General features: G+C 33.3%; 23 protein-coding genes. 8 read left to right on the forward strand and 15 right to left on the reverse strand.

The window, feature by feature from the left end; translation table 11 throughout:
* Nucleotides 1-163: 163 nt before the first annotated feature.
* The 6 genes from IRZ78_RS03675 to IRZ78_RS03700 all read right to left on the reverse strand — a co-directional run bounded on the left by IRZ78_RS03675 (nt 164) and on the right by IRZ78_RS03700 (nt 1,623).
* On the reverse strand, nt 164-346 hold the full coding sequence (locus IRZ78_RS03675) for an rSAM-modified peptide (protein ID WP_194615229.1): 183 nt from the start codon (nt 344-346) through the stop codon (nt 164-166).
* A 125-nt stretch (nt 347-471) separates the two neighbouring features.
* Nucleotides 472-600 carry an rSAM-modified peptide gene (locus IRZ78_RS03680; RefSeq protein ID WP_194615230.1) on the reverse strand — a complete coding sequence of 43 codons (129 nt, stop codon included), beginning with the start codon at nt 598-600 and terminating at the stop codon, nt 472-474.
* Between the two features lie 91 nt (nt 601-691).
* On the reverse strand, nt 692-838 hold the full coding sequence (locus IRZ78_RS03685; RefSeq protein ID WP_194615231.1) for an rSAM-modified peptide: 147 nt from the start codon (nt 836-838) through the stop codon (nt 692-694).
* A 91-nt stretch (nt 839-929) separates the two neighbouring features.
* Nucleotides 930-1,076 carry an rSAM-modified peptide gene (locus IRZ78_RS03690; RefSeq protein ID WP_194615232.1) on the reverse strand — a complete coding sequence of 49 codons (147 nt, stop codon included), beginning with the start codon at nt 1,074-1,076 and terminating at the stop codon, nt 930-932.
* A gap of 102 nt (nt 1,077-1,178) precedes the next feature.
* A complete protein-coding gene (locus tag IRZ78_RS03695) occupies nt 1,179-1,322 on the reverse strand; it encodes an rSAM-modified peptide (protein WP_194615233.1) in 144 nt (47 codons plus the stop codon).
* A gap of 166 nt (nt 1,323-1,488) precedes the next feature.
* Nucleotides 1,489-1,623 (reverse strand): rSAM-modified peptide, encoded by a 135-nt coding sequence (locus IRZ78_RS03700; protein ID WP_194615234.1) that lies wholly within the window; start codon nt 1,621-1,623, stop codon nt 1,489-1,491.
* Between the two features lie 260 nt (nt 1,624-1,883).
* Between IRZ78_RS03700 and IRZ78_RS03705 the strand changes: the two genes are divergently transcribed.
* The 6 genes from IRZ78_RS03705 to IRZ78_RS03730 all read left to right on the forward strand — a co-directional run bounded on the left by IRZ78_RS03705 (nt 1,884) and on the right by IRZ78_RS03730 (nt 8,549).
* Nucleotides 1,884-3,446 carry a vitamin K epoxide reductase family protein gene (locus tag IRZ78_RS03705; protein ID WP_194615235.1) on the forward strand — a complete coding sequence of 521 codons (1,563 nt, stop codon included), beginning with the start codon at nt 1,884-1,886 and terminating at the stop codon, nt 3,444-3,446.
* A 92-nt stretch (nt 3,447-3,538) separates the two neighbouring features.
* Nucleotides 3,539-3,718 carry a hypothetical protein gene (locus tag IRZ78_RS03710; RefSeq protein ID WP_194615236.1) on the forward strand — a complete coding sequence of 60 codons (180 nt, stop codon included), beginning with the start codon at nt 3,539-3,541 and terminating at the stop codon, nt 3,716-3,718.
* A gap of 44 nt (nt 3,719-3,762) precedes the next feature.
* Nucleotides 3,763-3,975: a hypothetical protein gene (locus IRZ78_RS03715; RefSeq protein WP_194615237.1), complete on the forward strand. Its 213-nt coding sequence runs from the start codon at nt 3,763-3,765 to the stop codon at nt 3,973-3,975.
* Between the two features lie 621 nt (nt 3,976-4,596).
* Nucleotides 4,597-4,785, forward strand: coding sequence for a hypothetical protein (locus IRZ78_RS03720; RefSeq protein ID WP_194615238.1), 189 nt, complete (start codon nt 4,597-4,599; stop codon nt 4,783-4,785).
* 276 nt (nt 4,786-5,061) lie between these two features.
* The gene (locus IRZ78_RS03725; RefSeq protein ID WP_194615239.1) at nt 5,062-7,254 is read left to right on the forward strand and encodes a peptidase domain-containing ABC transporter; all 2,193 of its coding nucleotides are present in this window, start codon (nt 5,062-5,064) and stop codon (nt 7,252-7,254) included.
* 2 nt (nt 7,255-7,256) lie between these two features.
* Nucleotides 7,257-8,549 (forward strand): HlyD family efflux transporter periplasmic adaptor subunit, encoded by a 1,293-nt coding sequence (locus IRZ78_RS03730; protein ID WP_194615240.1) that lies wholly within the window; start codon nt 7,257-7,259, stop codon nt 8,547-8,549.
* Here IRZ78_RS03730 and IRZ78_RS03735 read toward each other — a convergent pair.
* The 3 genes from IRZ78_RS03735 to IRZ78_RS03745 form a co-directional block, all read right to left on the reverse strand.
* Nucleotides 8,546-9,259 (reverse strand): methyltransferase, encoded by a 714-nt coding sequence (locus IRZ78_RS03735; protein WP_194615241.1) that lies wholly within the window; start codon nt 9,257-9,259, stop codon nt 8,546-8,548. The two genes, IRZ78_RS03730 and IRZ78_RS03735, sit on opposite strands and share 4 nt — an antisense overlap.
* Nucleotides 9,260-9,320: 61 nt before the next feature.
* A complete protein-coding gene (rimM, locus tag IRZ78_RS03740) occupies nt 9,321-9,845 on the reverse strand; it encodes a ribosome maturation factor RimM (protein ID WP_194615242.1) in 525 nt (174 codons plus the stop codon).
* Nucleotides 9,846-9,860: 15 nt separating this feature from the next.
* A complete protein-coding gene (locus IRZ78_RS03745; RefSeq protein WP_194615243.1) occupies nt 9,861-10,427 on the reverse strand; it encodes a 30S ribosomal protein S16 in 567 nt (188 codons plus the stop codon).
* A gap of 199 nt (nt 10,428-10,626) precedes the next feature.
* On the opposite strand from IRZ78_RS03745, the gene IRZ78_RS03750 reads away from it, so the two are divergent.
* Together IRZ78_RS03750 and IRZ78_RS03755 are read left to right on the forward strand one after the other, a co-directional pair.
* Entirely contained in the window at nt 10,627-11,109 is a 483-nt protein-coding gene (locus IRZ78_RS03750; protein ID WP_194615244.1) for a DUF6252 family protein, read from the forward strand.
* A gap of 141 nt (nt 11,110-11,250) precedes the next feature.
* Nucleotides 11,251-11,610 carry an RNA-binding protein gene (locus IRZ78_RS03755; RefSeq protein ID WP_026982652.1) on the forward strand — a complete coding sequence of 120 codons (360 nt, stop codon included), beginning with the start codon at nt 11,251-11,253 and terminating at the stop codon, nt 11,608-11,610.
* A 113-nt stretch (nt 11,611-11,723) separates the two neighbouring features.
* On the opposite strand, the gene leuB is transcribed toward IRZ78_RS03755, so the two are convergent.
* From leuB to IRZ78_RS03785, 6 genes are all read right to left on the reverse strand, one after another.
* Nucleotides 11,724-12,785: a 3-isopropylmalate dehydrogenase gene (gene leuB / locus IRZ78_RS03760; protein ID WP_194615245.1), complete on the reverse strand. Its 1,062-nt coding sequence runs from the start codon at nt 12,783-12,785 to the stop codon at nt 11,724-11,726.
* A gap of 116 nt (nt 12,786-12,901) precedes the next feature.
* Nucleotides 12,902-14,425, reverse strand: a complete 1,524-nt coding sequence (locus IRZ78_RS03765) for an alpha-isopropylmalate synthase regulatory domain-containing protein (RefSeq protein ID WP_194615246.1) — start codon at nt 14,423-14,425, stop codon at nt 12,902-12,904.
* A 42-nt stretch (nt 14,426-14,467) separates the two neighbouring features.
* Nucleotides 14,468-15,259 (reverse strand): methyltransferase domain-containing protein, encoded by a 792-nt coding sequence (locus IRZ78_RS03770; protein ID WP_194615247.1) that lies wholly within the window; start codon nt 15,257-15,259, stop codon nt 14,468-14,470.
* Nucleotides 15,260-15,394: 135 nt separating this feature from the next.
* Nucleotides 15,395-15,991 (reverse strand): 3-isopropylmalate dehydratase small subunit, encoded by a 597-nt coding sequence (leuD, locus tag IRZ78_RS03775; protein WP_194615248.1) that lies wholly within the window; start codon nt 15,989-15,991, stop codon nt 15,395-15,397.
* Between the two features lie 102 nt (nt 15,992-16,093).
* Nucleotides 16,094-17,488: a 3-isopropylmalate dehydratase large subunit gene (gene leuC / locus IRZ78_RS03780; protein ID WP_194615249.1), complete on the reverse strand. Its 1,395-nt coding sequence runs from the start codon at nt 17,486-17,488 to the stop codon at nt 16,094-16,096.
* Between the two features lie 594 nt (nt 17,489-18,082).
* Nucleotides 18,083-19,456, reverse strand: a complete 1,374-nt coding sequence (locus IRZ78_RS03785) for a PKD domain-containing protein (RefSeq protein WP_194615250.1) — start codon at nt 19,454-19,456, stop codon at nt 18,083-18,085.
* Nucleotides 19,457-19,501 lie beyond the last annotated feature (45 nt).

The raw sequence follows: 19,501 nt of genomic DNA on the forward strand, positions 1-19,501 counted from the left end.
TCATAGATAATATTTTGACTAATTCTATGATAGTTGCTTTTACATCCTTATTTGATGTATTGGCAGAATTGTATGCTTAGTAAAGCTATTTATTGGTTTTTGAGAATTATTATTTTTTAAAATCTTTAAAGTAAGAGTTTCAATTTAATTTTCTAAAGTTTTACTAAAGTGTATTTCCTTTTCCGTCTCCTTTTGAAGGGTCAATATATTGAGTTTGGGTTGTGTTTCCCTTTCCATCTCCTTTAGAAGGATCAATAGACTCGTCGCCTCCGTGAACAGTTTTTTGTTGTTTTTTAGATAATTTTTCTGTTTGAAAATCACTGATGTTTAATTTTTGAGTTTTCATAATTAGTTTGTTTATTAATTAAATTATTGATATGAAAAATTGCAGTTGGTACAATTTTTTTTGAACTATTTTGTTATGATGATCTTAGATTGAGATCTTGGATTTTGATATTTATTTAGTTACTACTACATTGCGCCCTTTCCATCTCCTTTTGATGGATCAATGTAACCGTCGCCTCCTGAAACAGTTTTTTGTTGATTTTTAGATAATTTTTCTGTTTGGAAATCGCTGATATTTAATTTTGTATTTTTCATTTTTAAGTTTTTTGAGTTAATTTTTTTATGGATAGTTATAGTTGATATAAAGTTTTTTGGATTGTTTTATATCCAAAATCTTATTGATGAATTAGAGTTTATTATTTATACATTCTACTGTATTTCCTTTTCCTTCTCCTTTAGATGGATCAATATCACCTCCTGAAACAGTTTTTTGTTGATTTTTAGATAATTTTTCTGTTTGGAAATCGCTGATATTTAATTTTGTATTTTTCATTTTTAAGTTTTTTGAGTTAATTTTTTTATGGATAGTTATAGTTGATATAAAGTTTTTTGGATTGTTTTATATCCAAAATCTTATTGATGAATTAGAGTTTATTATTTATACATTCTACTGTATTTCCTTTTCCTTCTCCTTTAGATGGATCAATATCACCTCCTGAAACAGTTTTTTGTTGATTTTTAGATAATTTTTCTGTTTGGAAATCGCTGATATTTAATTTCATATTTTTCATTTTTAAGTTTTTTGAGTTAATTTTTTTTATGGATAGCTGTAGTTGATATAAAGTTTTTTGGATGGTTTTGTATCCAAAATTTTATTGATGTATTAGAGTTTATTATTTAATACATTCTACGGTATTTCCTTTTCCATCTCCTTTAGATGGATCAATCGGATCGTCACCGCCTGAAACAGTTTTTTGTTGTTTTTTAGATAATTTTTCGGTCTCGAAATCGATAATATTTAATTTTAGATTTGCCATTTTTTTATATTTAATGATTAAATTATTGGGAGAAAATCTCTCTTAAAAAGAGAAGAACTTATTGTTATTTTAGGTGATACTTTTTTAATTCTTTGCTAAAATCCTGTGTCTTTTTTGTAGGAAAAAATTTTCGTTTTAAGATTTGAATTTTGTAGCTAAAATATTTTTACAATCTTGTATTTCCCTTTCCGTCTCCTTTGGATGGATCGATATAATCATCTCCTCCATGAATAGTTTTTTGTTGATTTTTAGATAATTTTTCTGTTTGAAAATCTATCAATTTTAGTGCTTGATTTGTCATGTCGTTGAGTATTAGGGTTTATGATTTATCAAAACTAGACAAAAAGGAAAACGCTTAGTCGAGATTCGAGTTTTGAGGCTTTTGGTTGAAATATAATCAGTGTAAGTTATTGTTATTCAGCAATTTGAATGATTCATTCAGACTGCTATAATTTATAAATTGTATGTAGTATAATTGATAAAATGTATGCCTTGAAGAGTTTTTTATGAATAAAAATAGCAATATTTGTACTGTAATTATGATTTTAAAGATTCGAAAAGATGTTAAAACTTGTCCAAAAATTTCTACAAATAAATAGATACTCGGAAATTAAAAATGAGTTTAAAGATTTGTTTCTTTCTCATCCAAATTATCCTAGTTTATTTGCTATAACAGATTCTCTGGATTTGCTATCTGTAGAGAATGCTGCGGTAAGAGTTTCGAAAGAACAAATAGTTGATTTGCCATCTAATTTTTTGGCCTATTTTAAAGAAGAACTTATACTGGTAGAAAAAGCTAAAAACTTTGTTCGTATCAATACGATAAAAAAAGGAAGTTTAAAAATGCCTTACGAGAAATTCCTTTTAGATTGGAATGGAGTGATCGTTGCAATAGAACCGAATAATGTTATTGCCAGAGAAAATCTAAAAGTTGAATTCAGCTGGTTAAAATTTACTTTGCCACTTTTGCTTTTAGTTGGATTATCTTTTTTCTACAATACCTATAATTTGTTTAGTATTGTTTTTTTAGTAACATCAATTCTGGGGTTTGCAGTAAGTGTTTTTATAGTTCAGGAAAAATTAGGTTTTAAAAACGGTATCATTTCAAGATTTTGTAACCTTAGTTCAAACTCTTCTTGTAATTCTGTCATTAATAATAAGGAAGGAAATAATAAATGGATTGGTTTTTCAGATCTGCCACTTATTTTCTTTGCTTCAAGTTTAATCGCTGTTTTAGTTAAGCCACTTGAATCAGCAGTTTTTATTGGTTTTTTAAGCTTATTGGCAATTCCGGTAATTGTTTCCTCTATTTGGATTCAAAAGTTTGAAATTCAAAAATGGTGTGTAATGTGCCTGACTGTTTCGGCTATAATTTTTGTACAAAGTGCGATATGGTTTGCGTCAGATTTGTTTACATTAAGTTTTAGTTTCGAGGAAATTTTTCCTTTTGTATTTTCTGTTGTCCTTCTTGTCCCAATTTGGTCAGTTTTAAAAACAATTATAAAAAACATTCTGGGTAATGAAAATTCTCTAAAAGAGATGAAAAAATTCAAAAGAAATTATTCGTTATTAAATTTCTTGTCTAAAAAAGTACCTCAAACAAATGGTTTTGAAGACTTAAGAGGATTGAATTTTGGAAACCGAAATGCAGCAGTAAAACTTTCGATTGTTATAAGCCCAAGCTGCGATCATTGTCATAAAACATTTCAGGAAGCATTTGATTTAGTATTAAGATTTCCGGATAAGATATTTTTAAATGTGCTATTCAATATTAACCCTGAAAATGCCGAAAATCCATATAAGCCAGTTGTAGAAAGACTTTTGGCTATAAATAGAGCAACTCCCGGAAAAACGGTTGAAGCAATATCAGATTGGCATATTAAAAAAATTGGACTGAAAAAATGGCTTAAAAAATGGCATGTTGACTCTGTGAGCATCATGATCAACCAGGAAATACAAAAGCAATATGAATGGTGTTCTAAAAATAATTTTAATTATACACCAATTAAAATTGTAAATGACAGAGTATTTCCAAGTGAATATGAATTAAGCGAATTAAAATATTTCTTAAATGATTTTGCTGAGGAGTCTAATAGTGAAGTTCTTGAAAAGAAAATAGCTTAATGTTCCTTAAACAACCTTAAGTAATAGACAGAAGCTTCAAATGTCAATAAATGATTGAAGTAGTAAACGGAAAACATTAAAACCTAAGTATCATGTTAAAAAACATTTTGAATCTTGAAGGCGCAGTAGAATTAAGCGAAAATGAACAAAAAATGATAGCTGGGGGTAATGCTCCGGTTTGCAATCTAGGTTCGTTCGCAAAAAGATGTAATGAATTTGGAACTGTACCTTATTACTGGGATTGTGTGCCTGACGGAACAAAGGCTTGCTAATTACAGTATCATTTAAGTACTAAACAGAAACAAAAAACATAGTTATGATAAAAAATATTTTAAACCTTGAAGGAGCTTATTCTCTAAGCGAAAATGAGCAAAAAAGTATCAATGGAGGAAGTATTCCACCAGATGGTGAGTGTGGAGAGTTTGTTGTGTTTTATGCTACGCAGGCACAATGTTTAGCTTATCCGCGTAACTTAAGACCAGCATATATAGGAAATAATCAATGTTCTATATTAATGGCTCCGTGTTAGTAGTTGACTGAGTCGTTACAATAAAATATAATTGGAGTTTCAACATCAATATTTTATAATGTTAAAGAATATTTTGAATTTAGAAAGCGCACAGCATATAAGCAAGAGTGAGCAGAAAACAATAAAAGGTGGAATTCCTGAATGTTGGGTTCACGCGATCGAAGCTGGGTGCGTTTTAATACCAGTAGGCGGAAATTGTCCTGTAAATACATCAGCAGGTATATGCGAAACAAGTCGCCTTTGTTGTTGATTTTTAACCGTTTTAAGAGAAATACAGTATAGCCTTTTTTAGAATTTAGTCATGTTTTTTTTAATTTGTAGGCGCTCGATCGTGGAACATTGAGCAATTTCCCCACATTGATGATTGGTGTTGGGATTCTTTAGGAAAATTGGTCACTGAGTTGATTTTTATTTGGTTAGGGTTAACCAGTGCCATCTCCTACAGAAATTGTATTTCTAATAAATATGGTTTTTAAATACCCTAACAGAGAAGATATCTATCTTCTCTGTTTTTTTTTCATAGAATATAATGGTAATAAAATATTATGATAGTTTTTTAAGAGACAGAGGCTTCAACTGTCTTAAAATGATTGGAGTACTAACAAAATCAAAAAACAAATTATGGAAAAATTGAAAGATTTAATTGGGGTTGAAGTTTTAAGTGCTACTGAAAAGAAAAGTATTAATGGAGCAGGCCCGGGAATTGAGGCTTGTTATTGTCCTGATGGCACTTTTGCCGGTATTATACATCCGGGAGAAGGTGAGGTTTGCTCGTCAGTTATTGAAGAAAGTTGTTTATTGGACCACTAATTTTTTTTTAGTTTTAAATAAAAAGGAACCGCCTCATGATTTTATTTTGGCGGTTTCTTTTATACAGATCGTAACGGTACTTTGAATGATAGAGAATGATCGAATAAATTGATTTAGAGATTAAATAGAAACAACTTGTTTTAAATGTAATCACTTTAAAATAAGTTGTTTAAAATGTTTGAAAAAAAGAGAAATAATTAATTTAATAGTAAATATCATATTTTTGTTAAATAAAGAAATTTAATCTTAAATTGCTCTGAAATAAATGAATATAAGTTGAAAAAATTCACCAATTATAAGCAGGCCGATTATAAGGATTGCGGACCAACATGTTTAAAGATAGTAGCTAAACATTACGGAAAAACAATCAACATTCAGGAGTTGAGGGACATTAGCGAAACAACTCGTGAAGGTAGTAATTTGCTTTTTTTAAGCGATGCCGCAGAGAAAATTGGTTTTAGGACTTTAGGTGTAAAATTAAATCTGGAAAGATTGCAAGAGGCTCCATTGCCTTGTATTTTGCATTGGAATAAAAACCATTATGTTGTGCTTTATAAAATCAAAAGAGGAGTCTATTATATCTCAGATCCGGCTTTTGGTTTAATCGAATATAACAAGCAGGATTTTATTAAATTCTGGATAGGCAACAATGCAGATGAATTTACTCAGGAAGGCGTTGCTTTATTGATGGAAGCCGCTCCAAAGTTTTTTCAGTCTGAATTTGATAAAGAAGAAAATAAAGGTTTAGGTTTTAGACTGTTGTCGCAATATGTGTTGCGATACAAATCTTTTTTGACCCAATTGAGTATAGGATTATTGGCCAGCAGTATGCTGCAGCTAATTTTCCCGTTTTTAACCCAAAGTATTGTCGATGTAGGGATACAAAATCAAAACATACATTTTATTTATTTGATTCTTTTTGCGCAATTATTTCTTTTTGCAGGAAAGACAGGATTAGAGCTTATCAGGAGTTGGATATTATTGCATCTTTCTACCCGTATCAATATTTCGCTTATATCAGATTTCTTTATTAAATTAATGAATCTCCCTATTTCGTTTTTTGATGTGCGAATGACCGGAGATATTATGCAGCGTATTAATGATCATCGAAGAATCGAAAAAATTCTTACCACGTCATCATTAAATGTTTTGTTTTCTGTAATTAATATGTTCGTGCTCGGAGGAGTGTTGGCTTATTTTAACCTTCAGATATTCTTTGTGTTTTTTGTTGGAAGTATTCTCTACTTTGGATGGATCACTTTGTTTTTAAAACGAAGAGAAGTTCTCGATTACAAACGTTTTGCCGAGGTTTCGAACGAGCAAAACAAAGTAATGGAACTTATTAACGGAATGCAGGAAATTAAACTGCATAATGCCGAAAAACAAAAACGCTGGGGTTGGGAGTATATTCAGGCCAGACTTTTCAGGGTTTCGATAAAAGGATTGGTTTTAGAACAAACACAAACCATTGGTTCGTCTGTCATCAATGAGCTAAAAAATATTTTCATCATATTTCTTTCTGCAAAACTGGTAATTGATGGTTCTATAACGTTGGGGATGATGCTGGCGATAAGTTCGATTGTAGGAAGTTTAAATGGTCCTATTACACAGCTTATAGAATTTGTGAGAGAACTTCAGGATGCTAAAATTTCATTGGCCAGATTGTCTGAAATTCACGAGAAAGAAGATGAAACGCAACAAGAAGTTCATCAGACAAGTGATGTGCCATTTGACTCTGATATCGAGATAAAGAATCTTTCGTACCGTTATCTGGGATCAGATATCCCGGTTTTAGATGATTTAACGCTAAAAATTCCTGCTAATAAAGTAACCGCAATAGTAGGCGTTAGCGGAAGCGGAAAAACAACCTTAATGAAACTGCTTCTTAAATTTTATGAACCTGAAAAAGGAGAAATTACTATAGGCAATACACAGTTTAAAAATATTTCGCAAAAAGCATGGCGATCCAATATTGGCGCAGTAATGCAGGAAGGTTTTATTTTTAGTGACACTATCGCCAATAATATTGCTTTTGGTGTCGATAAAGTCGATAAAGAGCGCTTGGTTTATGCAGCAGATGTGGCCAATATAAAAGAATATATCAGCGGTTTACCTCTTGGTTATAATACTAAAATTGGAGCCGAAGGAACCGGAATGAGTACAGGACAGAAACAGCGTATGCAAATAGCAAGGGCAGTTTATAAAAATCCTGAAATATTGTTTTTTGATGAAGCAACATCCGCCTTAGATGCTAATAATGAGAAAGAAATTATGCGAAAACTGGATATTTTCTTTAAAGATAAAACGGTTGTTGTTATTGCACACCGACTGAGTACAGTGATGAATGCAGATCAAATCGTGGTTTTGGATAAAGGAAAAATTATAGAGATTGGCAATCATTCTGCTTTGGTAGAACAAAAAGGAAATTATTTTGAACTGGTTAAAAATCAATTACAATTAGGAAATTAATAATGGCAGAAGATACTACATTCGAATTAAGAAGTGAGGAAGTTCAGGACATCCTTACCAGAGTACCCCACTGGATGATACGTTGGGGGACCGTATTGATATTTGTAATTATTTTTATGCTATTTTTTGTGTCCTGGTTTATCAAATACCCGGATGTTGTAAATACCGAAATTGTTATTACGACCAATATTCCGCCAGAGAAAATAGTTTCGAAATCTTCAGGACGTATCGAGGCTATTTTGGTAAAAAATAAATCGCTAGTTTCAAAAAACAGTACACTCGCGATTATCGAAAACACAGCCAATTACAAAGATGTTTTTTTATTGAAAAAAATAGTTGATGAGTATAATATCAACAACCCCCAAAAAGCTTTTCCTTTTGCTTTGCTAAAAAATGCACAATTAGGGGAAATCGAAAGTGCTTTTGCTGTTTTTCAAAAAGATTATCAGGCAGAAGAATTAAATAAAGATTTGCAGCCTTTTCAGGTCGAAAACAGAGCACAGGTTTCAGAGAAAGTTCAGATCAAAGAAAGATTAGAAATTCTGCAACAGCAAAAGGTAATTAACGAAAGTGAATTACAGCTTCAGAAAAACGAAGTTGCCCGTTTTGAAACCCTCTTCAATAAAGGAATTATTTCGGCTCAGGAAATGGAGGCTAAAAAGTTAGGTTATCTTCAGGCACAGAAGAATTATAAAGGGCTTTTAACGTCTATTTCTCAGTTGAAGTCCTCTTTGATTGATAATTCAAAATTAAGTCAGAATTCGCAAATAAGCGGCACTAAGGAAGAAGTTACACTGGGTAGGAATATGGCGCAATCATTTTATCAGCTTAAAAAAGTAATAAAAGATTGGGAATTGGCTTATGCTTTAAAATCGTCTGTTAGCGGAGTGGTTACATTTTTGCAGGTTTGGACAGAAAATCAAACCATAAATGTTGGTGATAATGTGTTTTCTATTATTCCGGATACAAAAAATGGTTTTGTTGGGAAGGTTAAAGCGCCGGCTTTAAATTCCGGAAAGATAAAAGTGGGGCAAACGGTAAATATTCGTTTAGCGAATTTTCCGGACAGGGAATTTGGTGTGCTAAAAGGAAAGATCCAGAATATTTCTCTGGTTCCGGACAAAGATGGAAATTTATTACTGGATGTCGCTCTTCCAAACGGACTGCAGACTTCTTATAAAAAACAAATCGTTTTTCAGCAGGAAATGAAAGGAAGTGCCGAAATTGTAACTGAGGATCTGCGACTAATCGAGAGAATTTTGTATCAGTTCAAAAGTATTTTCGAACAGGTTTAAAACTTCAGGTAAAACTCTTTCGTCAATTCGATATATTCCGAAGTATAAACATGCCTCTCGATTTCGATTGTTAATTCGTCGATTTCGATTTCGTCAGTTTCATTTCGGCTAAAAGCCAATAAACTACGCTTTACGCTTGAGGTTGGTGTTCCTTTTACTCGCGTAATTTTGGTGGGATATAATTCTGATACTTTTGCTAAAGCGATAAATTTTGCTTCTTCTTTATAAGGAAGAATTATTGCAAATATTCCGTTTTCGGATAAAAGCAAATCGGCAGCTTCAACCAGTTCTTCAAAAGGCATTGCATCCTGAAAGCGTGCTAAATCCCGTTGTTCATTTTCGGTTTTATAATCGTCGGCATAAAAAGGCGGATTTGAAACAATCAGATCATATTCGTCTTCCGGTTCTTCGATAAATTCATCTAAACCTGCATGAAAACAAAATAAGCGATCACCCCAGGGAGAATTTTCAAAATTATCAACTGCCTGTTCGTATGCATCTTCGTCAATTTCAAGAGCATCAATTTGTTCTGCATGAGTTCGCTGAGCAAGCATCAAAGCAATAATACCAGTTCCTGCACCAATATCTAGTACACTAAAAGGATTATGATGAATTGGAGCCCAAGATCCTAATAAAACACCGTCTGTGCCGATTTTCATGGCAGTTTTATCTTGTTCTACAGAAAATTGCTTGAAAGTGAATTTAGACATTGCTGAAAAATTTAAAATAAAGATATCTAAGAAAAGTAAGCAACTGAAAACTGAGGACTTTTTACAAGTACATCTCCACCAATCCTTCCGGAAGGTTCATGATAACTTTTTTGTTTTCACGATCAATTTTTACAAGGAAATGATCGATCATTGGAATCAGCATTTCTACTTCGCCATTTAAAACTTCAAAAAGAGGTTGTGCGGTAGAATCATTTACGGCAACGATTTTGCCAAAAATACCCAGGCGTTGGTCTTCGATTTCAAAACCGATAACTTCGTGGAAATAAAATTTGTTACCACTAAGTTTTGGTAACATATTTAAAGGAAGATAAATAGCATTGCCCATAATGGCATCTGCATCTTCTTCGGTATTCATATCTTCAAAACGAATTCTTAGAAAATCGTTTTTGTGCAATGAACTTTTTTCAATAAAAAAAGGAACCAGGTGTTTATTGCATTCAATAAACACTGATTCCAGATTTTCGTATAACTCAGGTTCGTCCGTGTCTAAATAAGCCAGAACTTCACCTTTGAAACTAAATTTTTTAGCGATTTTACCTAAATAAAAACAATCTTCTTTACGCATTCTCGCTAAATATAATTATGCTTCAGTTGTTTCGTTATTTTCTTCAGCAGCAGGAGCTTCTTCAGTAGATGCTTCAACTTCAGCAACTTCTTCTTCAACTGCAGGAGTTGCAGCAGCGATAGCATCAGCTTCAGCTTGAGCTGCAGCAGCTAAACGTTTAGCGTTAACTTCTTGTTCTGCTTTAAAAGCTTTAGCTTTAGCATCAGCTTGCGCTTTTGTTAAACCTTCTTTTTTAGCATCAACTTTTCCAGCTTTAGCATCTAACCAAGCAGATAATTTAGCATCAGCTTGCTCTTGAGTTAAAGCACCTTTACGAATACCTCCATCAAGGTGGTGTTTCAATAAAGCACCTTTGTAAGAAAGAATTGCTCTTGCAGTATCAGTTGGTTGTGCACCATTGTGTAACCATTTAACTGCACTATCAAGGTTTAAGTCGATAGTTGCTGGGTTAGTGTTTGGATTGTAAGTACCGATTTTCTCTAAGTATTTACCATCTCTTTTTGAGCGTGCATCTGCAGCTACAACCCAGTAAAAAGGTTTTCCTTTTTTACCGTGTCTTTGTAATCTAATTTTTACTGACATAATCTTATGATTAAATTTTGAGGTACTCGACCTCTGTTAATTAAGGGCGCAAAGATATAATTTTTTTATGAATTATTGGTTTCAAACTTTATTAAATATATTTGATGCGGATTTTTGCTGTTTTTTTTAAGCCGTTTCAGGGTTTAAATTTTCATTTTTCGACTCAAATAAGGTACTTTTGCCTCAAATTCATGACTTTATGAAAAAATATATCTACTTGTTATTTAGTGTTTTTGTGTTTGCATCTTGTACTGAAGATGTGAAATTTAATACTCCTGCTTTTCAGGGATTAAAAGATAACGTTTTCTGGAGAGCTCAAAATTATACAGCTTATACCGAATTAAACACAACTTTAGTTATCGAAGGAGGTTTAGGAGCTGAAAAAGTAATTCTGAGAATGCCATCTCCAATTCCTCAAACTTATATTTTGGGTGTTAATGATCAAGTTACGGCTTCCTATTCTGATGTTTTTGCCAGTACAGTGCCTAAATTGACTACAGGTACAAATCTGGGTAATGGCCAGATTGTGATTACAGAATTTGATGTTAAAAACAGCACTATTTCAGGTACATTTCGGTTTACGGCAGTAAATGAGAATGCGGGAGATGGAGAAAAACCTGAGATCCATTTTACCGAAGGTGTTTTTTATAAAATTCCTTACATGTCGAAGATAAACTACTAAAAATTAAGTTTTTCATTTGCAATTGTTTGGTTTTATTGATTTCTATTTTTTTAAATCAAAATAAAAACATAAATAAACTAATATATAGTAGATTACAGAAAAATAAGACTACATTTGCTACATTATTATAAATAAGTACATATGAACATTTTTGTTGGAAGCCTTCCATTCAGTATTGAGGAAGCAGATTTAAGAGAGTCTTTCGAGGCTTACGGAGCAGTAGATTCAGTTAAAATCATTACTGATAAATTTACAGGAAGAAGCAAAGGTTTTGGTTTCGTAGAGATGCCAAACGATGCAGAAGCTCAAAAAGCAATTGATGAATTGAACGGAGCTACTGTTCAAGGTCGTGCAATTGTGGTTAATAAATCTGAACCGAAACCAGAAGGCGAAAGAAGAAGCTTCAACAATAACAGTCGTGGTGGAGATTCACGCGGTGGTTATGGTGGAGGAAACAGCCGTGGTGGAAATGACCGTGGTGGTAACAGAGGAGGATATTAATATTTTTTTCTAAATATATAAAAGGGATCAATGAAAGTTGATCCCTTTTTTTTGTTTAAAAATTGTTTCAAGTTTCAATAACAACGTGAAACTTGAAACCTGAAACAAAACAACTATAAATTCGCCACAAGCCAGTCTCCAACTTCGCTGGTTTTGTATGCTTTAGAACCTTTTACAGCCAGATCTTCAGTAACAATTGCTTTTTCTAATGATTTGTTTACAACCGCTCTGATGGCTTCGGCTTCGTCTTTTAGTCCAAAAGCATCTTCGAACATCATTGCTGCAGATAAAATAGTCGCTAACGGATTTGCGATATTCAATCCTGTTGCCTGAGGATAAGATCCGTGAATTGGTTCGTATAGTGAAGTATGTTCTCCAACAGAAGCAGATGGCATTAATCCCATTGAACCTGAAATGACAGAAGCTTCATCAGTTAAGATGTCTCCAAACAAGTTTTCAGTAATCAATACATCATAAGAATTTGGCCATTGCACTAAACGCATCGCAACTGCATCAACAAATTCGTAAGAAACGGTAACTTCTGGATAGTCTTTTTCCATTGCCTGAACGGTTTCTCTCCATAAACGAGATGTTTCTAATACGTTTGCTTTATCAACGCAACATAATTTTTTGCTACGTGTCATGGCTAATTCAAAACCTTTTTTAGCCAAACGTTGTACTTCTGCACGTGTATAAACACAATTATCAAAAGCAGTTTCTCCGTCGTCTCTTCTTCCTTTTTCTCCAAAGTAAATTCCTCCGGTTAATTCTCTTAAGAAAACCAAATCAGTTCCTTCGATTCTTTCTCTTTTTAGAGGAGAATTGTCAATCAAAGAAGGAAAGGTAAAAGTAGGACGCACATTAGCAAACAAGCCTAATTTTTTACGCATCAACAATAATCCTTGCTCCGGGCGAACTGGTGCGCTAGGATCGTTATCGTATTTTGGGTGACCAATTGCTCCAAATAAAACAGCATCAGCTTTCATGCAAACTTCATGCGTTTCATCAGGATAAGGAACTCCAACTGCATCAATTGCTGCAGCACCGGTAAGAGCTGGTGTCCATGTTATTTCGTGATTGAATTTTTTTGCAATAGCATCAGATACTTTTACAGCTTCATTTATAACCTCAGGACCAATTCCGTCTCCTGCTAAAAGGGCTATGTTAAATTTCATATTTTATAAGTTATGTTAATTTTTAAGGTTCAAAGTGACAAAGGTTCAAAGTGACAAAGGTTTAGAATTACAAAGAGAAAACCTTTGTTCCTCTGTAGCTCTGAACCTTTGCACCTTTAATTCGTAATTACATTCAGCATTTTTTGAGTTGCAATAATCGCTGCAACTGTTTGATCTGAATCTAATCCTCGGGTTTTAAATTCTTTTCCGTTATTTACCCAGGTGATGATTGTTTCGCATAAAGCGTCAGAACTACTTCCTGGTGGGATTCTCACAGCGTAATCAATCAATTTAGGAAGTGTTAGTTTTTTGCTTTTGTAAATTTTGGATAACGCATTCATAAAAGCATCAAACTGACCGTCACCCTGAGCGCTTTCTTCGATGATTTCATCGTCAATTTTTAAAAGCAAAGTTGTCGATGGGCGCATTCCTTTTGAATGCATTAGTACATAAGATTCAATGGTAATTTTATCTTCGTAAGTATGACTGTCCAGAACATCTGAAATGATGTATGGCAAATCTTCCTTGGTAACGGTTTCTTTTTTATCGCCTAGTTCTATGATACGTTGAGTTACCAATTTCAAATCTTCCTGATTTAATTTTAAACCTAATTCCTGAAGATTTTTTTCGATATTGGCTTTTCCGGAAGTTTTTCCTAAAGCGTATTTTCGTTTTCTCCCGAAACGTTCCGGAAGTAAATCATTAAAATATAAATTGTTTTTATTATCTCCGTCAGCGTGGATTCCAGCAGTTTGTGTAAAAACGTTATCACCAACAATTGGTTTGTTAGCAGGAATTCTATATCCTGTAAAAGTTTCTACAAGCTTACTTACCGTGTACAAAGAAGTTTCCTTGATGTTGATGCTAACTTCTGGTAAATAATCATTTATTACAGCAACAGTGCTTTCCAGCGGAGCATTTCCGGCACGTTCTCCCATTCCGTTTACGGTAACGTGAAGTCCGTTTATGCCAGCTTTTACTGCTTCCATAACATTAGCAATACTTAAATCGTAATCGTTATGGGCATGAAAATCAAAATGAATCTGCGGATATCTTGCTCTGATTTTTGAGATGAATTCAAAAGTCAAAGACGGAATTAATACACCTAAAGTATCGGGAAGTAAAATTCTTTTAACGGGTTGAGTAGATAAAAAATCCAGAAACTGAAAAACGTATTCCGGTGAATTTCTCATTCCGTTGCTCCAGTCCTCCAGATAAACGTTTGTCTCAATATTGTTTTCTTTTGCTAGAGCAATGATCTCGGCAATTTCAGAAAAGTGCTGTTCAGGTGTTTTTTTTAATTGATGTGTCAGGTGATTCATTGAACCTTTGGTCAGTAAATTTTGCACTTTGGCACCTGCTTTTTTCATCCATTCGATCGAAACACCTCCATCTACAAAAGAAAGAACTTCGATACGATTACTATATCCTTTCTCGGCAGCCCAGGATGTAATGCCTTTTACAGCTTGAAATTCTCCTTCGCTGACACGAGCCGAAGCAATTTCGATTCTATCAATATTTAATTCCTCCAACAACAATTGTGCAATGGTTAGTTTTTCTGCAGCAGAAAAAGATACTCCAGAGGTTTGTTCACCATCACGAAGTGTCGTATCCATTATTTCAATTTTTCTTTTTTCCATATTGATTTTCTATATTTCTTTAAAAGTGAATTATAGTTATTTTTATATTTTTCCTCTTACTTCGTTTAGCTTCATCGTCATCGAAATTGCTGAATTTTCGATCCAGTTATTGTATTCTTCGATTGCCTTCAATCTTAATTCATCCTCTAAATAACCTTCTTCGACCATCTGACTGGAACCGGCAACTTTGGACCAAATTCCAACTTTCGATTTAAAATCAGAATCTTCCTGATGATAAGCTTCATCTGAATTTATTTTCTCGATAGAATGAAAACCTGCTTCTTGTAATAATTGAGGTAAATCTTCGCCTATCTTATTATTCATTCCGGCATCTGCCCGCCATTTCAAAAAAGTTTTATAAAACTCCTGCATGCTTTCCGGTGGCGACGGATTCCAGATTAAATTGGTGTGATCATAATCCAGAATTGATATTTGACCATTTGGCTTCAATAATGATTTCATTTTTATTAAAGCTTCTTTCGGATTGCTTAACCATTGCAATGTTCTGGCTGAAACAATAAGGTCAAATTTTATATCTGGGTTGTAATCAAATAAATCAACAGCAATTAATTCTAAATTAGAAACTGACTGATAAGATTCCTTACCGCTTTTTATAAAATTTTCCGTATTATCAATTCCAATAACTTTTCCGTTAGAGCCAATATCATTTGCGATGTCCTTAGAAATGGAGCCTGTTCCGCAGCCAATATCCAAAATGGTTATTCCGGGTTTTAAAATCTCAATCAGATTTCGATAATCTTTAGCTAAACTTCTGTTGTCGAATATTTTTGTTGCATTTTGTCCGTCTCTTTCAATATGTTTATTTCCTTTCATTTACAACAGGATTATTTTTTTAAACTTATTTCTTTGTCGGATTATTTCTGAAATATTCTTTCAGTCGATTTCATTTAGAAAGACCCGACAAGCTTTGAAACCTGTCGGGTCTAATAGACTGAATGAGATTTCTTTTTAGTAAGGAAGTTTATCGGCGAAAGCCACAATATCTTCTTTAATATTTTGCAAATAATCAATGTCATCAAAGCCATTAATCATATTGTTCTTTTTGTATCCGTTAATCGCAAAAGATTCTGATTGACCTGTTGCCAATAAAGTAATCGTTTGGTTTGGTAAGTTGATTTCTAATTGTGTATTAGGATCAGTTTCGATTGCTTTGAAGATTGTATCAGCAAATTCAGGGCTTACCTGAACCGGTAAAACACCAATATTCAAACAGTTTCCTTTGAAGATATCTGCAAAGAAACTTGAAACTACAGCTCTAAAACCGTAATCGTAAACTGCCCACGCAGCGTGTTCTCTTGAAGATCCTGAACCGAAGTTTTTTCCTCCAACAAGGATTTTTCCGCTATAAGTTGAATCGTTTAAAACGAAATCAGCTTTTGGAGAATCATCTCCGTTATATCTCCAGTCTCTAAAAAGATTGTCTCCAAAACCTTCGCGCTTTGTAGCTTTCAGGAAACGAGCCGGGATGATTTGATCTGTATCTACGTTCTCAATTGGCAGCGGCACTGCACTGCTGGTAAGTATGTTAAATTTATCGTATGCCATTTTTTCTTTTTCTTTTGCTTTAGGCTGTAGGCTTTAAGTTTTAGGCTTTTTCCTACAGTGTGTATTATGTATTGTGTTTTTTGCTTAAAGCTTACAGCGGAATTAAAATAACTCCCTTGGGTCTGTTAGTTTTCCGGTAACAGCAGCAGCGGCAGCCATAATTGGACTCGCTAATAATGTTCTTGAACCAGGACCCTGGCGTCCTTCAAAGTTTCTGTTTGAAGTACTCACTGCATATTTTCCAGCAGGAACTTTGTCATCGTTCATGGCCAAACATGCTGAACATCCCGGCTGACGTAATACAAAACCAGCTTCGGTCAAAATATCTAAAATACCTTCTTCTTTAATCTGAGCTTCAACAACATGAGAACCCGGAACTAACCAAGCGGTAACATTATCTGCTTTTTTTCTTCCTTTTACAATTTCGGCGAAAGCCCTAAAATCTTCAATACGACCGTTTGTACAGCTTCCTAAGAAAACATAATCAATTGGTTTTCCAATCATAACGTCATCTTCCTGAAAGCCCATGTAGGCTAAAGATTTTTTATAAGTTTCCTCACCACCTTCAACCTGGTTGGCGTTCGGAATATGTTTTGAGATACCAATTCCCATTCCGGGGTTAGTACCGTAAGTAATCATTGGTTCAATATCTGAAGCTTTGATGTTTAATTCGGCATCAAAAACAGCATCAGCATCCGTTTTTAAAGTTTTCCAGTATTCTACAGCTTTAGTCCATGCTTCGCCTTTTGGAGCGTATAATCTACCTTCAAGGAAATCAAAAGTAGTTTGGTCAGGAGCGATCATACCACCACGAGCACCCATTTCGATACTTAGGTTACAAACCGTCATACGGCCTTCCATAGTCATGTTTTCGAAAACATCTCCGGCGTATTCAACAAAATAACCTGTTCCTCCGGAAGTAGTCAATTGAGCAATAATATAAAGTGCAACGTCTTTTGGACCAACACCTTTGCTTAACTGACCATTTACGTTAATACGCATTTTCTTTGGTTTAGGCTGCATGATACATTGAGTAGACAAAACCATTTCCACCTCAGAAGTTCCGATACCAAAAGCGATAGCTCCAAAAGCACCGTGAGTAGACGTGTGAGAATCTCCACAAACAATAGTAGCACCTGGCAAAGTAATTCCGTTTTCAGGACCAACTACGTGTACAATTCCGTTTTTAATGTGACCTAATCCCCAGTGCGAAATTCCGTATTCGGCAGCATTATCTTCAAGAGCTTTAAGCTGATTGGCAGATAAAGCATCTTCAACTGGTAAATGTTGGTTTATGGTTGGTGTATTGTGATCTGCAGTTGCAAAAGTACGTTCCGGGTATAAAACCTTTACGCCTCTGGCTTTTAATCCTAAAAAAGCAACAGGACTCGTAACCTCATGAATGAAATGACGGTCAATAAAAAACACATCTGGTCCATCTTCAATTTTGCGCACTACATGTGAATCCCATACTTTGTCAAATAATGTCTTACTCATTTTTATTTTTTTTAATTGTAATTTCTAATCACAGCAATTTCCTGCTCATTATAATAGGAAAACAAAATTAGAAAAAGATATAAGGTCGTCAATTTCAATATTTCATTATATACGATACCCAAACTGAAATACAAATTAGTATTCGCTTTTTTGTTATTGGATTTGATTGTAGAATGAATATAAATTGGTTTTGCTTTTTCTTTTTTGGTTAATTTTGATTTGATTGCTTTAATTTTAATAGTTGGCAAATTTATCTCAAAATCATTACAGAATGTATGTTTTAATTGAAAAAAATGTAACAAAATGAATTAAAATAGTAATAATTGTTAGGTTTGGTTTGTTTTTTGAATCTTTGTTTTTGCGTGTTCTAATGGCTTTAAATGCCATTTTTTGAAGTTTTTTAATCTTCTAAAATCTACCAAAATACTACGACATCCAAGAGGTGTATTTTTATAATATTTTATATTTTTGAAATAGGAAATGACTTAATATGGGAATTTCTTATGAAGTTCTTTTTATTTAAGAACATAAAAAAGAGGATAAAATAATTGTTTAGATTATCTTATCCTCTTGAATTATAAAATAAAGTATAATTTATATTTTCTTAAAGTTTAGATTAGAATCTATTGCTCCAAGTACTGCTTTGTTTACTGAATAGTTTTGATAAGATGATCCGTATGCAGCGGCAAAATAAATTAAATCTCCTTTTTTTACAAAACCGGCATTACCGGATCCGCTATATGTAATAGATTTGATTAATTTACCACTGTTGTCATATTTTTCTAGCTTATAGGAGCTTGATGCAATAAAGCCATTCTCAACTTCTATTAGGCCTTGTATAGAACTTCTGCTGTCGCTAAAAGTAAGAATATTTATGTCTTCACCTTGCGCTGTTGTGATTCTTAATTCACTATGACTGTATAATGCTAAGTTTCCATTAGATAATTTTCTTGCTATAAAAGAGCCGGCTAAGTTGCTCCAGCTTTGTCCAAGATCCTTTAAATAGCCAGTTTCAAATGTTTTTTGGCTTGTTACTTCAAGATTTTCATTAAGAAATAATAATATTGGTTTGTAATTTGTAAATGCATCTGTTGGTGAGGATTCATATTTGCCTCCAAAAGCAACATATGTATTTCCTGTTTTAATTAAGCTTCCAATAAAAGCATTTTTAATGACGTTTTCATATGTTTTTCTACTAACAAACTGACCATTACTATTTCTGATTTCTATTGATGGATTACTGTTATAAGATCCATAAAAATAGTGTTGATCATTATTTTGTAATGAGCCATAGGTTACTTTGTTGTAACTGTCTTGTTTTATTAAACTCCAATCAGTGTTTAATTCTACTTCTCTGGATGCAATGTAATTAAGAGACTCAACCATTGTTACAATTTTATTACCATTGTTTAGAAAAGTGGTTTTTGCGTTTCCTGAATTAACAACCTTTTCAGCGATAACTTTTAAAGTGAAAGTTTTAGTCGCTTCATCGTATTCTAAGTGTCTGTAATAATGAGGACTTGAAGTTAATACTGATCTAATAGCTTCTGTATAGAATATTTTATTGTCATGAATACCTATTTCAATAGGATAGGTGTCAGAACCTCCAGGATTTTGGTTTTCAACTAAAAAAGAATTTTCTTCTTCTACCATTACTTTAACAGAAGTACTGGCAACGTTGCCATTTACATCTTTAATAGTTAAAGTAACATTATATTCTCCATGTCGAGGATAATAAAGTTTAGGTTCTTTTTCGGTAGAAATTATATTGTTTCCAAAATTGAAAGAGTAGGAGGCAATTCCTGCTTTAGATGTGGATGTGTTTGTTATTTTGATGTCATCACCTATGCTAACTTTTGTTGCTGATAAAGTAAATGATGCTACAAGTTGATTGTCATCTGAGCTATCACTACTGCAAGAATTAAGGAGATTTAGTAAAATAAATGTAAAAAAGTAGATTTTTTTCATAAAATTAAATTTGTTTTTGATTTTGACTGCCAAAGATATCTTTTT

The organism is Flavobacterium sp. CSZ, from assembly GCF_015350725.1.
In the GTDB taxonomy this organism is placed as follows: Bacteria; Bacteroidota; Bacteroidia; order Flavobacteriales; family Flavobacteriaceae; genus Flavobacterium.

Bases quoted from the DNA above. Each gene is read 5' to 3' on its own strand.
- IRZ78_RS03675 (WP_194615229.1), bottom strand. From the start codon at position 346: ATGAAAACTCAAAAATTAAACATCAGTGATTTTCAAACAGAAAAATTA.
- IRZ78_RS03680 (WP_194615230.1), bottom strand. From the start codon at position 600: ATGAAAAATACAAAATTAAATATCAGCGATTTCCAAACAGAAAAATTA.
- IRZ78_RS03685 (WP_194615231.1), bottom strand. From the start codon at position 838: ATGAAAAATACAAAATTAAATATCAGCGATTTCCAAACAGAAAAATTA.
- IRZ78_RS03690 (WP_194615232.1), bottom strand. From the start codon at position 1,076: ATGAAAAATATGAAATTAAATATCAGCGATTTCCAAACAGAAAAATTA.
- IRZ78_RS03695 (WP_194615233.1), bottom strand. From the start codon at position 1,322: ATGGCAAATCTAAAATTAAATATTATCGATTTCGAGACCGAAAAATTA.
- IRZ78_RS03700 (WP_194615234.1), bottom strand. From the start codon at position 1,623: ATGACAAATCAAGCACTAAAATTGATAGATTTTCAAACAGAAAAATTA.
- IRZ78_RS03705 (WP_194615235.1), top strand. From the start codon at position 1,884: ATGTTAAAACTTGTCCAAAAATTTCTACAAATAAATAGATACTCGGAA.
- IRZ78_RS03710 (WP_194615236.1), top strand. From the start codon at position 3,539: ATGTTAAAAAACATTTTGAATCTTGAAGGCGCAGTAGAATTAAGCGAA.
- IRZ78_RS03715 (WP_194615237.1), top strand. From the start codon at position 3,763: ATGATAAAAAATATTTTAAACCTTGAAGGAGCTTATTCTCTAAGCGAA.
- IRZ78_RS03720 (WP_194615238.1), top strand. From the start codon at position 4,597: ATGGAAAAATTGAAAGATTTAATTGGGGTTGAAGTTTTAAGTGCTACT.
- IRZ78_RS03730 (WP_194615240.1), top strand. From the start codon at position 7,257: ATGGCAGAAGATACTACATTCGAATTAAGAAGTGAGGAAGTTCAGGAC.
- IRZ78_RS03735 (WP_194615241.1), bottom strand. From the start codon at position 9,259: ATGTCTAAATTCACTTTCAAGCAATTTTCTGTAGAACAAGATAAAACT.
- rimM (WP_194615242.1), bottom strand. From the start codon at position 9,845: ATGCGTAAAGAAGATTGTTTTTATTTAGGTAAAATCGCTAAAAAATTT.
- IRZ78_RS03745 (WP_194615243.1), bottom strand. From the start codon at position 10,427: ATGTCAGTAAAAATTAGATTACAAAGACACGGTAAAAAAGGAAAACCT.
- IRZ78_RS03750 (WP_194615244.1), top strand. From the start codon at position 10,627: ATGAAAAAATATATCTACTTGTTATTTAGTGTTTTTGTGTTTGCATCT.
- IRZ78_RS03755 (WP_026982652.1), top strand. From the start codon at position 11,251: ATGAACATTTTTGTTGGAAGCCTTCCATTCAGTATTGAGGAAGCAGAT.
- leuB (WP_194615245.1), bottom strand. From the start codon at position 12,785: ATGAAATTTAACATAGCCCTTTTAGCAGGAGACGGAATTGGTCCTGAG.
- IRZ78_RS03765 (WP_194615246.1), bottom strand. From the start codon at position 14,425: ATGGAAAAAAGAAAAATTGAAATAATGGATACGACACTTCGTGATGGT.
- IRZ78_RS03770 (WP_194615247.1), bottom strand. From the start codon at position 15,259: ATGAAAGGAAATAAACATATTGAAAGAGACGGACAAAATGCAACAAAA.
- leuD (WP_194615248.1), bottom strand. From the start codon at position 15,991: ATGGCATACGATAAATTTAACATACTTACCAGCAGTGCAGTGCCGCTG.
- leuC (WP_194615249.1), bottom strand. From the start codon at position 17,488: ATGAGTAAGACATTATTTGACAAAGTATGGGATTCACATGTAGTGCGC.
- IRZ78_RS03785 (WP_194615250.1), bottom strand. From the start codon at position 19,456: ATGAAAAAAATCTACTTTTTTACATTTATTTTACTAAATCTCCTTAAT.